We start from the raw sequence: 13,375 nt of genomic DNA, 5'->3' as shown, positions 1-13,375 counted from the left end.
GCGCAACACAACACGAGCAAAACTCACCCACCAACGCCGCCACACGGGCACCCGACCCCCGCAGCGCACCCCGGAAAGCCGTCCACCTCTTCGTCGCTGCCGCCCTTGGCGCACAACAACCATGCACACGATCGACGCCGCCAGCGCCCCCCGCAGCCATTTCCGGGCTCCTCAGGCCCCCAGCCACCGGCCGGTGCCATCACTCGGAATCCGAACGCGCCCAGGTCCTAGACTGCCGGTCCACGCCTCCGCAGGTCGTCCACACTGGTCATGGCTTCTCGTAGTTCCTTGAGCCAGTCCTCTGCATGCTGCTCGACAAGACGCACGCACCAGGCCAGCGCGTCCGACCGCGAAGCGGCCACACCTGATCCCACAAGAGTGTCGAGCACCAGCCGCTCGGGCTGGCGCAGCCTGGTGGTGACCGGGATCGACTGGTGGGTGAAGACCATGGTGGTCCCTCCGCACCTCGCCCCCCACGACGCCTGCCGGTGGTAGCGGTACTGCAACTGCTGGGCGATCTGCACGCGCATGTCGCGCGTGGCCTCGCGGAAGCGCGAGATGCGGCCCTCTTCGGTTGCGGCGCGGTCGGATTCGGTGGCGTCGCCGGGATGGTCGGGGGCGGGGAGCGGACAGACGATGATCATCTCGTCGCGGTCGACGGTCACTTCGGGCATGCCGGCGATCCACCCGTCGGGGACGATCCCGTAGATCCAGGCGGGGGCGTCGTCAGTGGACGGCAGGGGGCCGTAATGCCACGAGCTGGTGTCGTCGATGCCTGGCATGGACGCGTCTCCTCACGTTTCGATGACGCATCAGGTGTACATCATGGCGGCAAACCGCCGCTCACATCCCCCTGAGGAACACCCCGGCCAGCGCGCAGGTGGCGACAACGGCGGCCGTGACGCAGGCGACGGTCTGCGTCGGGCGCGGCCGTACGCGGTACTGCAACGACAGCCAGGCGCCGAGTGCGACCGGTCCGGTGGCGACGCCGGCGAACAGGGTCACCGCGGCGAGTGCCTGCCGCACGGCCTTCTCGCCGCCGTCCGTCTCGCCGCCGAGTATCCATGCGGCGAGCGCCACGGCGATCGCGCCGATGGCGGCGCCGACGGCCGCGGCGGTGATCTCGGTGTGGCGGGGCGCCTCGATGGGGAGTTCACCTTGCCGGGCGAGGTCGAGCAGGCGGGCGGCGCGTGAGAGCCGGGCGCGGACGGCGGCGGCGTCGGCTTCGGTCCCGGCGGCGTGGCCGTAGGGGGTGTGGCCGGTGCGGCGGTGGCCGACGAAGCCGCCGAGGGCCCGCCACAGTACGGCGACGGTCTTGTCGGTCTCGGCGACGAGGGTGGCGGCTTCAGCGGCGGCGTGGTCGGCGGCGTCGCGGTTGGCGCGGGCGGTGTCGGCGGCGGCGGTGAGCGCGGCGGTCTCGGCCCGGTAGGCCTCGTCGGCGGCTTTGAGCTCGGCTTCGGCGGCTTCGCGTCCGCGCAGGTAGTTCGCTATGGCGTCGGCGTATTCGGTGTCCATTTCGCGCCCTTTCAGGACAGGGGGCCGTCGAGGACGGCGTCTGGTCTGGGCAGGGCTTGGGCGGTGCGGTAGGGGATGACGACCTGCGGGGCGCGGTGGCGGGCGCGGTCGAAATACAGGCCGCGCCTCAAGCGGGGGTACCAGGCGGGTCCGCCGGAGGCTGGTGAGAGCGGCGCGAGTTCGGGGCCTTGGACGTCGAGGGCGAGCCAGGCGTCGACGGCGTCGAAGCGGGCCGAGAACCCGCCGAGGTCTTGGCGCAGGCGCGGCACGGACCGCCACCAGCCGAGGGTGTGGAGGTGGCGTTCGGGGCCGCCGATGAGCATGGCGCGCAGCGCGGCGGACTCGGCGGTGTCGAGTCGGGCGGAGCCGGCGTCGACGGCGTACAGGAGCACGAGGCGGAGGGCGCCGTCGGCTCGTTGCTCCCACTCTTTGCAGGTCTCGGCGAGGCCGTCGTGCCAGTCGACTTCGGCGCCTTCGGTTTCGAGGGCGGCGGCGAGGGAGAGGGCGCTGGAGGCGGCGTCGGGTTCGAGGCAGCACAGGTCGACGGCGATGCGCTGGCCTCGGGCGGCCGAGAGCGCGGCGGCGGCGATGATGTCGGCGGCTTCGTCGGTGCGGGTGCCGAGTACGGCGAGGTTGCGGCCGGGTGCGCGGTGGAGGGCGAGTTCGGCGGGTCGGGCGGCGACGTCGATGGTCTGGCCGAGGATGGCCGTCTCGGGTGGTGGCGCGGTGCCGGTGAGGTCGGGGACGTGGCCGCCGTCGAACAGGGCGGGCGGGGTGTTGCCCGCGGGTCTGGCTTCCCAGAGCCGCTTCTGGAGGGGTTCCCAGGCGCCGGCGTGGCCGGCGTTGGGGATGGCGACCGTCTTGTTGGCGGCGGGGACGCCTGATTCGTCGTTGACGATGGCGTGGAAGCGGGGGACGGTGTCGGCGGCGTGGTTGTTCTCGGCGAGGACGCGGCGGGCTTTGGGCAGGGCGATGCGGAGGGTGAACTGGGCGACGAGGCTCGGGCGGCCCCAGAGCGCTTCGATGCCGGCGATGTCCTGTGAGGCGAGGACGAGGTGGATGCCTTGGCTGCGGCCGCGTCTGGCGAGGTCGTCGAGGAGGCCGACGGCTTCGTCGGTGACGGAGTCGCGGGCTTCGAGGAGGACTTGGAATTCGTCGACGACGGCGACGATGCGGGGCCAGTGGCCGTCGGGGTCGGCTTCGCGGAGCTCTTCGAGTTTGGTGGCTTCGTGGGCTTTGGCGGCTTCGGCGCGGCGGCGCAGTTCGTCTTTGAGGTGGCGCAGGAGCGCGAGGCCGAACTCGCGGTCGTCGTTGATGTTGACGCCGACGAGGCGGACGTGCGGGAGCCAGGTGGGGTCGCGGCGGCCGGAGGCGAATCGGGCGAAGGAGACGCCTTCTTTGAAGTCGAGGAGGTATAGCGCGAGTTCGTCGGGGTGGTAGTTGGAGGCGAGGCCGGCCATCCAGGCGTAGAGGAGGTTGGTCTTGCCTGATCCGGAGGGCCCGCCGACGAGGGCGTGGGGCGGGTTGTCGCCGAGGGTGACGCGGGCGGGGCGGCCGTCGGGGCTTTCGCCGAGGGCGATGTCGAGGCCGGTGGCGGAGCGGGTCGCCCACAGCCGCGTGGGGAGCAGGTCGAGCAGGCGTGCGGGTTCGCGTCCGGCGCTGTGTTTCTCGGCGATGGCCTTCGCCGCTTCGGTGACGGTCCGGGTCGGCGGTTCGGGGTCGAGCCGGATGGGGGCGCCGGGCAGGTGGGAGTACTCGGTGGCGGTGAGCAGCGGGAGGCCGTCGGTGCGGTCGCCGACGATGACGAGGTGGACGCCGGCGCCGATGCCGGTGCGCCGCAGGCGGGCGAGTTGGGCCTGTTCGTGGGCGGGCCAGGCGGCGATGTCGGAGTTGAGGAGGACGAGGAGCCGCCAGGGTTCGGGGCGGCGGCCGGTGGCGGCGGCGAGTTCGGCGAGGGTGGCGTGTTCGCCGGCGAGGACGTCGGCGTTGACTCGCCTGACGTCTTCGACGAGCGTGTCGAGTGCGTCGCGCAGCCCGGAGGGGCCGATGAAGGACAGCAGTCCGGCCTTGCCGAGCGGCGCGAACGGCGCGAGCGCGCCCCCGAGATGCTCGGGGTCGTAGACGTGGAGTCGGACCGATCCGGCGGGTACCGAGCCGACTGCGCGCAGCAGGAGGCCTTGGAGTGCGGCGGCCGCGCCGGTGTCGATGCACAGGTGGGCGCGGTCGAGGAGGCCTGCGAGCGCGGGCAGGACGGTTTCGTCGTCGATGGCGCCGACGCGCAACAGCGGCGCTGGGCCTTTCGCGAGGGCGGGGCCGGGGGCCCAGCCCTCCCAGGGGGCTCCGGCGGCGGCCGGGGCGGCGAGTGCCGCGGCACGCTGGGCCGCGTCGATGCCTGAGCGCACCGTGTTCTCTTTGCGGGCCTGGAGCGTGGCGGTCATGCGCCGGTGGATGCCGGTGAGTTTGGACTGCTTGCGCGCTGCGGCCTTGACGGCTTCGTCGGCTTCGGCGCTGGAGCGCTCGGCGGCGGCCGCGGTGCGTTCGGCGAGGAGGCGGGCTTCGCCGCACGCGGTGCCCAACTCGTCGGCCAGCGCGGCCACGAGTCGTCTGCGCCAGCTGCTCATGTTCGGGCCTTCCGCTCGGTCTTCGCCAGTCGGTGGAGTGCGGCGACGAGGGCGGGGCCGACGGCCGCGGTGGCTGCGGCGTCGCCGGTCTCGTCGCCGTGGTGTTTCGGCGGGCCGAGGGTGCAGGCGGAGGCGATCGCGGTCTCGATGTGGGCGGCCTCCAGGCCGGGGACGAGGGAACGGACCCTGTCGGCGGTGCGGTCGCGCAGGGTGGGGACGTCGCGGGCGGTGGGGTTGCGGCCGAGGTGTTCGGCGGCGAGGGTGCGCACGAGGGGCCAGGCGAGGCCGGGGAGTTTAACGCCGGTCTCGGGCCCGGCGTCGCGCAGGCGTTCGTGGTAGGTCACGGCGGAGCCGTCTGCGGCGGCGCGGAGGAGCTCGTTGAACAGTCTTGTGGGCGAGGTGGTGTCGTTTGCTGCGGTCCCGGAGCGGCGGCACAGTTCGTTGACGCGGTCGGTCCACCACCGGCGGGGGTCGACGGGGGCGGCCCTGGCCGGTGCGGCGGCGGGGGCGGCGGTGGGGGCTGCGGGTGCGGCGCCGGCGCCGATGGCGTCGAGGTAGTCGTCGACGGCGGTGGAGGCCTCGGCGAGACGGGTGCGGGCGGAGCCGAGGTGTTCGCGGGCGGCGAGGAGTCGGCGGGCTCCGACTTCGGTGTTGGACTCGCGGGAGGCGTCCTTGATTTCGGCGAGGGAGCTTTCGAGGTGCGCGTCGGCGGTGTCGATGCCGGGCCCGGGGAGGTCGGCGGCGAGGGCGCGGAGCCGGCTCGCGAGGGCGGCGACGTCCACAGGGGTCTCCGTTCTAGAGGGTCGAGGCGTAGGCTTCGGCCTGCTCGGCGGCGGCGAAGGTGGCGGCGAGGGACTGTTCGAGTTCGGCGGCGGCCTGTGCGAGGGCGGCCTGGGCGGTGGCGACGGCGTCGTGGCCCGACCCGGCGGTGACGGCGGTGAGGCTTCCCTGGGCGGCTTCGATGTTCTGGATGGCGGCGGTGATGGCGGCCTGGCCGTCGCGGACCTGCTGGAGGGCGGCGGCGATGGCCGACTTGAGTTCGGCGACGCTCACGGTGGACACGATGTTCATTCTCACCGAGAATCTCTCCACCGATAGTCATCTGCTCGCAACCCGGCGTGTCCGCTCTGTCGGATTCCCGACGCTTCAGTGACGTGCAGTTACTGTTTCAACGCATTCAACGGTGGCGAAGTGACGCACCTCCCAGCTAGGGTGTGAGTACCAACGGGGATGGGCCCATTACGGCTCGCAAGCTTCACCGAGGCTTGTCCCCCACACATCGACACCCGGGAGGCGACCGTGCTGACACAGCGCACCTACGTCCTCGACACCTCGGTTCTGCTATCGGATCCTGGAGCGTTCTCACGGTTCGACGAACATCATGTGGTCATCCCGCTCGTGGTCATCAGCGAGCTGGAGGCGAAGCGGCATCATCCCGAACTCGGCTGGTTCGCCCGCGAGTGCCTCCGACGCCTCGACGAGCTCCGCATCAGACACGGTCGTCTCGACGAGCCGATCACGATCGGTGAGGCGGGCGGCACGCTCCGGGTCGAGCTCAACCATGTCGACACCTCCGGTCTCCCGGCCGGATTCGCGGTCGACGCCAACGACTCCCGCATCCTCGCCGTCGCCCACGGCCTCGGCGAGGAGGGCGAGAAGACGGTGCTCATAACGAAGGACATGCCGCTGCGGGTCAAGGCCGCCGCGGTCGGCGTCACGGCCGAGGAGTACCGCCACGGCCAGGCCGTCGATCCGACCTGGTCGGGCATGAGCGAGCTCGCGCTGTCCGACGAGGACATGCAGGGGCTGTACGACGGCCGGCTCGTCGACCTTCCGCCCGAATCCGACCTGCCCTGCCACACCGGGCTCGTCCTCGGCGGCAACAACGGCTCCGCGCTCGGCCGCGTCACCGCGGACAAGCGGATCCGGCTCGTCCGCAACCGGGACGCCTTCGGCATCCACGGCCGCTCGGCCGAGCAGCGTGTCGCGCTCGACCTGCTGCTCGACCCCGAGATCGGGATCGTCTCGCTCGGCGGCAAGGCCGGCACCGGCAAGTCGGCGCTGGCGCTGTGCGCCGGGCTCGAACAGGTGCTGGAGCGCGAGACGCACAAGAAGGTCATCGTGTTCCGGCCCCTGTACGCGGTCGGCGGCCAGCAGCTGGGCTACCTGCCCGGATCCGAGGGCGAGAAGATGAGCCCGTGGGGCCAGGCCGTGTTCGACACGCTCGGGGCGGTCACCACCGACGTGGTGATCTCCGAGATCCTCGAACGTGACATGCTCGAAGTCCTGCCGCTCACGCACATCCGGGGACGGAGCCTGCACGACGCGTTCGTCATCGTCGACGAGGCGCAGTCGCTCGAACGCGGCGTGCTGCTGACCGTGCTCTCGCGGATCGGGCAGGGCTCCAAGGTCGTGCTCACCCACGATGTGGCCCAACGGGACAACCTCAGAGTGGGCCGACACGACGGTGTCGCGTCGGTCATTGACGTCCTCAAAGGACACCCACTCTTCGCTCATGTGACACTAACACGCAGTGAGCGTTCGGAAATCGCGGAAATGGTGACCAACCTGCTCGAGGGTTAGCCGATCATCTCTGGCATGCTGTGTCGCGGGCGTGTGTCCACACGCGCGCCCGCGACACAGGAGCTGAGAGATGATCCCACTGCTGACCCGGTACGGTTCGAAACTCGCTGCCGTACTCGTCCTCGCGTTGGGGGCGGTCATCGCCGTCAACGCCGTCACCGATGATCCAGCCGAACAAGACGCACAGCACCCCAGCCAGGCCGCCGCAGAGCAGCAGGCCGAAGCCGAAGCGGCATACGAAGAAGTGCGGTTCCAGCACGTCAACTACATCGCCGAGACCGCCGGCGCCGACGTCACCGTCAAGGCCGAGGCCGTCGCCGACTACGCGATCGCCAAGGCCAGCGGCCTCGACGACGCCGAGGAGCAGGCGAAGAAAGCGGCCGAGGAGGCCGCCGCCGCCGAACAGGCCGCGCAGAACGCCAACCCCACCTCAGTGGACATCCCGGACAGCTGCGACGAATTCTCCGGCAACCGGGCGACCGGCTGCGCCATCACCCTCGAAAAGGGCTTCGACCTCGAGCAGTTCGCCTGCCTCGAAAAGCTCTGGACGAAGGAGTCCGGCTGGAACCACCTCGCCAAGAACTCGATCGGCGCCTACGGCATCCCCCAGGCCTACCCCGGCTCGAAGATGGGCAGCGAAGGCAGCGACTGGGAGACCAACCCGGTCACCCAGATCAACTGGGGCCTCGGCTACATCTCCGGCAGGTACTCGAACCCGTGCGAGGCCTGGAACCACTCGGTCAACAACAACTGGTACTGATCGCGCCCGCCTGGAACAATTGAATGAGAGCCTCTTCCAGGGGGGTGAAGCATGATCTTCCGGGTGCTGGCCGACATCACGATGACGGTGCACTTCCTGTTCCTCGCGTACGTCGCGCTGGGCGGATTCCTCGCCTGGCGCTGGCCCCGCACGTGGTTCGCCCACGCCGCGGCAGCCATCTACGGCCTGGTGATCGAGGTCTTCAACTTCGTCTGCGTGCTGACACCGCTGGAGGACCACTGGCGGCGGCGGGCCGGCCAGGAGGGCCTGGAGCCGACCGGGTTCATCGACACCTACATCGAAGGCGTCGTCTACCCCGAAGAGCACACCCTCCTGATCCAGTGGCTCGTCGGCGTGGTCGTCGTCCTGTCCTGGCTCGGCCTGCTCATCCGTTTGCGCAGGCGCCGCGCCCAGGCGGCGCGGTCACGCCGCGAGCACCCGCTCCCGGACGACTGAACGCGCCGGGGCCGCCACGGCCTCGGCCGAGTCCCGGCGCAGCCACCCGCCGAGGAAGGCCAGCGCCACCAGCTCCGAGCCGACCGTCATCCGCTGGTTGAAACCGGCGGCGTCGGCCCACCACGGCGCCTCGGCGCCCACGAAGTCCAGCCCGTACGGCAGGGACGTGACGAACAGCGAGACGATCGCGACCCAACTGCACGCGGCGACGGCCCGCGCGACCAGCTCCGGGCAGCGCTCCGTGCGCCTCGACCAGCGGCTGAACGCCAGCCCGAGCCCCGCCATGGTGCAGAACGCGGCGAACGCCGCGTAGCGGTGGACGAAGTGGACCGGCGAGTACTCGCTCGCCGTCGGCGGATCGGTCGGGAACAGCGCCACCAGGGCGATGCACCCGCTCCAGACGAACAGCAGCGCGCTCAGCCAGCGCGGCGCCCCGCTCGCGCGGGCGGCGAGGGCGAACGCCGAGGCGCCGAGCGCGAACAACCCCAGCGAGACCGGCAGCAGCCAGCCCAGCGGGGTGTACAGGTGGATGCTGATGACGTCGAAGGCCGGGTTGAGACCGGAGGTGGCGTGCAGGAGGACCATGGCCGCCAGGCCCGAGGCGAGCGCGGTGAATCCGACTGCGGTCGAGGCCTTGAGGAGTGTATCCCTGTGGCGAAGGGGCGCAGGTGAAATCATTCCTCAATGCTCGTCGGGAATGCCCGCCGCCGCAGTGACGCGAGCAGCCCATTCGCGGGCCCTGCCAGCCCCCGCGCGGAGGTACAGCCAGCCCTACCGGGCGGGTCCTGCGGGCCTCCGGGCTCCCAGCTCGCGGAGCCCGCCCGTGCATGCCCGGATCTATGAACGCCCTGGTCGAGGACCTGTCGGACAGCTATTGGATGTCTGACTCAAGCTGTGGGAGGCTGGTGACATGAATCGTCTCGCAGGTGCTCTATCGCCTTACCTCCGGCAGCACGCTGACAACCCTGTGGACTGGTGGCAGTGGGGTCCTGATGCCCTTGCAGAGGCCGCGCGACGGGACGTTCCCATCCTGTGCAGCATCGGCTACTCCACCTGCCACTGGTAGTCGAAACCGCTGTCTTGCTTCCCAGGGAATCCTGATCCGCAATATATACTGATCCGCATGACGCGGATCAAGGTGAAAAGTGAGACATCCCTGCTCAACGAGTTTGAGCAGGAGCTCCGCATGATGCTTCCGGCGGGCTGGCAGATAGAAGCGAAGGGGCGCGAGATACGTCCCGTTGGCCGCCGCTCGTTCATGCGCGCCGATCTAGTCCTCACCGTTGAGGCACTCGATGGCGCAAAGGGCGCCTTCCTCGTCGAAGCGAAGAGCCAGCGGGCGTCCCGCGACATTCATTCGGCAGCGGCACAACTCGATTCGCTCGCAGAAGCGTTGAAGGACGCATACCCGCACCCGATAGCACGAGTCCTGGTGTCGGACTACCTGTCTCCGCGTGCCCGCGACATGCTGCTTGAAAGGAATATCGGCTGGTATGACGCCACTGGCAACATACGGCTCGAACTCGGTGCCCCGGCGGTTTTCATCAGCAAGAGCGGCGCTGAGCGAGATCCCCATCCGCGCACAGCGGACCGACGGCTCAAATCGCTCAAGGGACCTGGGGCTGCCAGGGTCGTCAGAGCGCTGCTCGACAACCCTCCCGATACCCGGGTTAGGCCGCTGGCTGAACATGCGGGCGTCGGCACCGCAACCAGTGCGCGGGTGCTCCAATACCTCGCACAGGAGCAACTCGTCGAGCGCGACGAACATGCAGCCGTACAGCGGGTTCGTAAACGGTCACTGGCGTACGCGTGGGCGCGAGACTACGGCCTGACCACGACTAACCACACGATCACTGTGCTCGCGCCACGTGGGATCGACTGGGTCGTCGAACAACTCGCCGAGCGGCACTTGCCTCATGTGCTGACCGGCTCTGCTGCGCTCCGCCAATACCTCGCCGAAGGCGCTTCGGCGGTGACTCCGCTTTCGCTGCTAGCGGTCTACTCGGAGGAGGTACCGGTGCTCCAACGGGAGCTACGGCTCCGGAGCACCGAACGAGGTGCCAACGTCCTTCTGCTGGAACCGTTCGATCAGGCTGTGCTCCAAAGAGCTCAGGAGGTCGACGGGCACCGGTATTCGGCGCCGAGCCAGACCGTCGTCGACCTTCTGACGAGCCCGGGTCGAGGATCCGAGGAGGCCGAACAGCTCATCGAAGTGCTGGCAGAGAACGACGAGGAGTGGACGCTATGAGCCCGCAAAAGGAATACGTGCTCGCCCGGCGGGTGCTGCTGGACGGGCTGGAGGCGCTTCGGTCTCACCTCGATGCGCTGGTCCTGGTAGGGGCTCAGGCCGTTTACCTCCATACCGGCGAGACGGACTTCTCAGTGGCACCCACCACCACCGATGCTGACATCGCGCTCGACACGAACCGGCTCGGAGACCAGCCGCTCCTGGGTGAGGCGCTCCGCGGGGCTGGGTTCATCGCTGGCCGAAACCCCGGCACCTGGTACAGCCCTGCGCGGGTGCAACTGGATCTCATGGTTCCAGAGCTCCTCGCCGCCGCTGCTGGCGTCGGTTCACCATTCGGGTGGCGGGACCGACCGCGTTGCTGGTCGCAAAGCTCATCAAGATTGGCGAACGGCTCGACTCCCCGGCGCGGCTCGCGACCAAGGACGGGCTTGACGTGCTGCGAATCCTGCAGACCACGGAGCCTGAGACTATGGCGAGGATACTGCGAAGTTTGGAAGCCGACCCGCTCTCAGCGCAAGTGACCCGCACTTCTCTGGATCTCCTTCGGTCCGAAGGGACCAGTCATACAGGCGCACTGGCGGTGCTGTCGGCGCAAGCGGTCGGTGTCCTAGCGGATCCCGAATCCACTGCGGCTTCACTGGCGTTCCTGGTGCAAGACCTGCTAGACAGCTATGAGACGCTTGGCTGAACCTGTGGGAGGCTGGGGACATGAACCGTCTCGCCGGAGCCCTGTCGCCTTACCTCCGCCAGCACGCTGCCAATCCCGTCGACTGGTGGCAGTGGGGTCCTGATGCCCTTGCAGAGGCCGCGCGACGGGACGTTCCCATCCTGTGCAGCATCGGCTACTCCACCTGCCACTGGTGCCACGTCATGGCGCACGAGTCGTTCGAGGACGCCACGGTCGCGGCGTCGATGAACGACCGGTTCGTGCCCGTCAAGGTCGACCGGGAGGAGCGCCCCGACCTCGACGCCGTGTACATGCAGGCGACCATGGCGATCACCGGACAGGGCGGCTGGCCGATGACCGTGTTCGCCTTCCCCGACGGCACCCCGTTCTTCGCCGGCACCTACTTCCCCAAGTCGCATTTCCTGCGTCTGCTGGACGCGGTCCACACCGCCTGGACCGACCAGCGCGAGGAGCTGCGCCACCAGGGCGCCGCGATCGTCCAGGCCAGCGCCCGGACCGGCCCGGCCTTCGCCGACATCACCGCGTCCTGCCCGCTGGACGGCCCGTGCCCGCCCGCGCCGCCGATCCGCACCGAGATGCTCGACCGGGCCGCTGCGGCACTGCTGGCCTCGGCCGACAGGGCCCACGGCGGTTTCGGGAGCGCCCCGAAGTTCCCGAGCGTCCCGTCGCTGCGGTTCCTGTGCGACTACTACGTGCGCACCGGTGACGAGAAGGCGCTCGACCACGTGCGGCTCACCGCCGAGCAGATGGCGCGCGGCGGCATCTACGACCAACTCGCGGGAGGCTTCGCCCGGTACAGCGTCGACGAGGCCTGGGCGGTGCCGCACTTCGAGAAGATGCTGTACGACAACGCCGAGCTGCTGTGGCTGTACTCGCGCCTCTACGGCGAGGGGACGCTGTTCGCGCGGGTCGCCGACGAGACGGCCTGGTTCCTCCTCGAGCACTTCTCGACCTCGGAGGGCGGCTTCGCGGCCGCGTTCGACGCCGACACGGACGGCGTGGAGGGCCTGACGTACGTGTGGACCTACCAGGACCTGACCGAGGTGCTCGGCGTCGACGACGCCGCCTGGGCGGCCGAGGCCTTCGGCGTCGACCCGGACCGGCCGAACTTCGAGCACGGCGCGAACGTGCTGCTCCTCCCCCGCGACCCGTCCGACGACGCCCGTCTCGCGGCGGTGCGCCGCCGGTTGCTGGCCGCGAGGCGGGAGCGCCCCCAGCCGGGCCGCGACGACAAGGTCGTGGCGGCCTGGAACGGCTTGGCGATCGCGGCGCTGGCGGAGTACGCCTCGCGGACCGGTCACCGCGACTCGCTCGTGGCCGCCGAGGCGGCGGCCGAGACGCTCGCGCGCGTCCACATAGGTGAGGACGGGCGCCTGGCGCGGGCTTCGCTCGGCGGGGTGGCCGCCGAGGCGCCGGGCGTGCTGGAGGACTATGCGGCGGTGGCGCTGGGGTTCTTGCGACTGGGCGGCGAATGGACCGATCGGGCCGCGGGGCTGCTGGGGCAGATCCGGGAGCATTTCACCGACGGCTTGGGCGGGTTCTTCGACACGGCGGCTGACGCGGAGGCACTGGTGACGCGCCCGGCCGACGTCCACGACGGCCCGACCGCCTCCGGTTGGGCGCTCGCCGCGGCGGCGCTGCTGGAGGCCTCGCAGGTGACCGGCGACGAGACCTATAAGGACGACGCGTGGCGAGCGATCGCGAGGTCCGAGCCAGCGATGGACGCGAATCCGCGGTTCACGTCGGGACTCCACGCGGCGGCGGAGGCGCTGGTGCGGGCCCAGAGGTGAGTCGCGCGGCAAGCGAAAGCAGGTGGCCCTCGCCGGACCCCCTCCTCGGCGACGCTCGAGCCGTGGATCGACGCCGCGAAGTGTGTCCCGGAGGGACGACAATGCGGTCGCCCGAACGCGTTTGGGTGAATTGCAGGTCTGCCTGCGCCGCGTCCCCGTCCTCACCCGAGCGGCAACCGAGGGCCGTTGGTCCCTCCCCGCGCACCGCGCGAATGCGAGAGGCTTGACGGAGAACGAGGGAGAAGGGAACGGCAATGACGAACGAAGCACGCCGCACCGGACGCATCGTGGTCGGCATCGACGGCTCACCGTCGTCGGTCCGGGCGCTGAGGTGGGCCATCGGCCAAGCGAAGGCGACCGGCGCGACGGTGGAGGTGGTCTACGCATGGGAGGTCCCGCCCACTTACGGCACGGTCGTGGCGGTCTGGCCCAGCGACGCGCTCGAAGCCAACGCCCGGGAGTTGTTGGGCGAGGTCATGAACCAGGTCGAGGCCGAGGCGGCCGATGTCGAGTTGGAGCGCTACGTCGAGGAGGGCCACGCGGCCGCCGTACTGCTGCGCCACTCCGAGGACGCCGACCTTCTCGTGGTGGGCAACCGAGGGCACGGCGGCTTCGCCGGGGCCCTGCTGGGCTCGGTCAGCCAGCACTGCATCCACCACGCGACCTGCCCGGTCGTCGTGATCCCGGGCAAGGACTGACCGACACGGCGTCAAG

At 70.1% G+C, this 13,375-nt stretch carries 13 protein-coding genes and 1 pseudogene; 8 read left to right on the top strand and 6 right to left on the bottom strand.

What is annotated here, in order from left to right; all coding sequences use genetic code 11:
* Positions 1-227: 227 nt before the first annotated feature.
* From L0U85_RS07580 to L0U85_RS07560, 5 genes are all read right to left on the bottom strand, one after another.
* Entirely contained in the window at positions 228-782 is a 555-nt protein-coding gene (locus L0U85_RS07580) for a hypothetical protein (protein WP_241377146.1), read from the bottom strand.
* Positions 783-843: 61 nt separating this feature from the next.
* On the bottom strand, positions 844-1,515 hold the full coding sequence (locus L0U85_RS07575) for a hypothetical protein (protein ID WP_241377145.1): 672 nt from the start codon (positions 1,513-1,515) through the stop codon (positions 844-846).
* Positions 1,516-1,526: 11 nt separating this feature from the next.
* On the bottom strand, positions 1,527-4,136 hold the full coding sequence (locus tag L0U85_RS07570) for an FtsK/SpoIIIE domain-containing protein (protein WP_241377144.1): 2,610 nt from the start codon (positions 4,134-4,136) through the stop codon (positions 1,527-1,529).
* Complete coding sequence (locus L0U85_RS07565; protein ID WP_241377143.1) at positions 4,133-4,918, bottom strand: hypothetical protein; 786 nt, start codon at positions 4,916-4,918, stop codon at positions 4,133-4,135. The genes L0U85_RS07570 and L0U85_RS07565 overlap by 4 nt, the downstream gene beginning before the upstream one ends.
* A gap of 13 nt (positions 4,919-4,931) precedes the next feature.
* Entirely contained in the window at positions 4,932-5,198 is a 267-nt protein-coding gene (locus L0U85_RS07560) for a hypothetical protein (RefSeq protein ID WP_241377142.1), read from the bottom strand.
* Positions 5,199-5,435: 237 nt separating this feature from the next.
* On the opposite strand from L0U85_RS07560, the gene L0U85_RS07555 reads away from it, so the two are divergent.
* The 3 genes from L0U85_RS07555 to L0U85_RS07545 all read left to right on the top strand — a co-directional run bounded on the left by L0U85_RS07555 (position 5,436) and on the right by L0U85_RS07545 (position 7,935).
* Positions 5,436-6,719 carry a PhoH family protein gene (locus L0U85_RS07555; protein WP_241377141.1) on the top strand — a complete coding sequence of 428 codons (1,284 nt, stop codon included), beginning with the start codon at positions 5,436-5,438 and terminating at the stop codon, positions 6,717-6,719.
* A gap of 70 nt (positions 6,720-6,789) precedes the next feature.
* A complete protein-coding gene (locus L0U85_RS07550; protein WP_241377140.1) occupies positions 6,790-7,479 on the top strand; it encodes a lytic transglycosylase domain-containing protein in 690 nt (229 codons plus the stop codon).
* Between the two features lie 51 nt (positions 7,480-7,530).
* On the top strand, positions 7,531-7,935 hold the full coding sequence (locus L0U85_RS07545) for a DUF2784 domain-containing protein (protein WP_241377139.1): 405 nt from the start codon (positions 7,531-7,533) through the stop codon (positions 7,933-7,935).
* Here the strand turns inward: L0U85_RS07545 and L0U85_RS07540 are convergent.
* The gene (locus tag L0U85_RS07540) at positions 7,903-8,613 is read right to left on the bottom strand and encodes a DUF998 domain-containing protein (protein ID WP_241377138.1); all 711 of its coding nucleotides are present in this window, start codon (positions 8,611-8,613) and stop codon (positions 7,903-7,905) included. The two genes, L0U85_RS07545 and L0U85_RS07540, sit on opposite strands and share 33 nt — an antisense overlap.
* 232 nt (positions 8,614-8,845) lie before the next feature.
* Here L0U85_RS07540 and L0U85_RS21205 point away from each other — a divergent pair.
* The 5 genes and pseudogenes from L0U85_RS21205 to L0U85_RS07520 all read left to right on the top strand — a co-directional run.
* Positions 8,846-8,998: pseudogene (locus tag L0U85_RS21205) on the top strand (DUF255 domain-containing protein); the annotation flags it as partial.
* Positions 8,999-9,058: 60 nt separating this feature from the next.
* Positions 9,059-10,183 carry a hypothetical protein gene (locus L0U85_RS07535; protein ID WP_241377137.1) on the top strand — a complete coding sequence of 375 codons (1,125 nt, stop codon included), beginning with the start codon at positions 9,059-9,061 and terminating at the stop codon, positions 10,181-10,183.
* A gap of 337 nt (positions 10,184-10,520) precedes the next feature.
* A complete protein-coding gene (locus L0U85_RS07530) occupies positions 10,521-10,871 on the top strand; it encodes a hypothetical protein (RefSeq protein ID WP_241377136.1) in 351 nt (116 codons plus the stop codon).
* Between the two features lie 20 nt (positions 10,872-10,891).
* The gene (locus L0U85_RS07525; RefSeq protein ID WP_241377135.1) at positions 10,892-12,661 is read left to right on the top strand and encodes a thioredoxin domain-containing protein; all 1,770 of its coding nucleotides are present in this window, start codon (positions 10,892-10,894) and stop codon (positions 12,659-12,661) included.
* A gap of 254 nt (positions 12,662-12,915) precedes the next feature.
* On the top strand, positions 12,916-13,359 hold the full coding sequence (locus L0U85_RS07520; protein WP_241377134.1) for a universal stress protein: 444 nt from the start codon (positions 12,916-12,918) through the stop codon (positions 13,357-13,359).
* The last annotated feature ends 16 nt before the right edge of the window (positions 13,360-13,375 follow it).

The organism is Glycomyces sp. L485 (assembly GCF_022548875.1).
In the GTDB taxonomy this organism is placed as follows: Bacteria; Actinomycetota; Actinomycetes; order Mycobacteriales; family Micromonosporaceae; genus Glycomyces.
This window is presented reverse-complemented; position numbering and strand designations above follow the sequence as displayed.

Coding starts and splice junctions, on each gene's coding strand:
- L0U85_RS07525 (WP_241377135.1), top strand. CDS start 10,892: ATGAACCGTCTCGCCGGAGCCCTGTCGCCTTACCTCCGCCAGCACGCT.
- L0U85_RS07550 (WP_241377140.1), top strand. CDS start 6,790: ATGATCCCACTGCTGACCCGGTACGGTTCGAAACTCGCTGCCGTACTC.
- L0U85_RS07520 (WP_241377134.1), top strand. CDS start 12,916: ATGACGAACGAAGCACGCCGCACCGGACGCATCGTGGTCGGCATCGAC.
- L0U85_RS07545 (WP_241377139.1), top strand. CDS start 7,531: ATGATCTTCCGGGTGCTGGCCGACATCACGATGACGGTGCACTTCCTG.
- L0U85_RS07580 (WP_241377146.1), bottom strand. CDS start 782: ATGCCAGGCATCGACGACACCAGCTCGTGGCATTACGGCCCCCTGCCG.
- L0U85_RS07570 (WP_241377144.1), bottom strand. CDS start 4,136: ATGAGCAGCTGGCGCAGACGACTCGTGGCCGCGCTGGCCGACGAGTTG.
- L0U85_RS07575 (WP_241377145.1), bottom strand. CDS start 1,515: ATGGACACCGAATACGCCGACGCCATAGCGAACTACCTGCGCGGACGC.
- L0U85_RS07540 (WP_241377138.1), bottom strand. CDS start 8,613: ATGATTTCACCTGCGCCCCTTCGCCACAGGGATACACTCCTCAAGGCC.
- L0U85_RS07535 (WP_241377137.1), top strand. CDS start 9,059: ATGACGCGGATCAAGGTGAAAAGTGAGACATCCCTGCTCAACGAGTTT.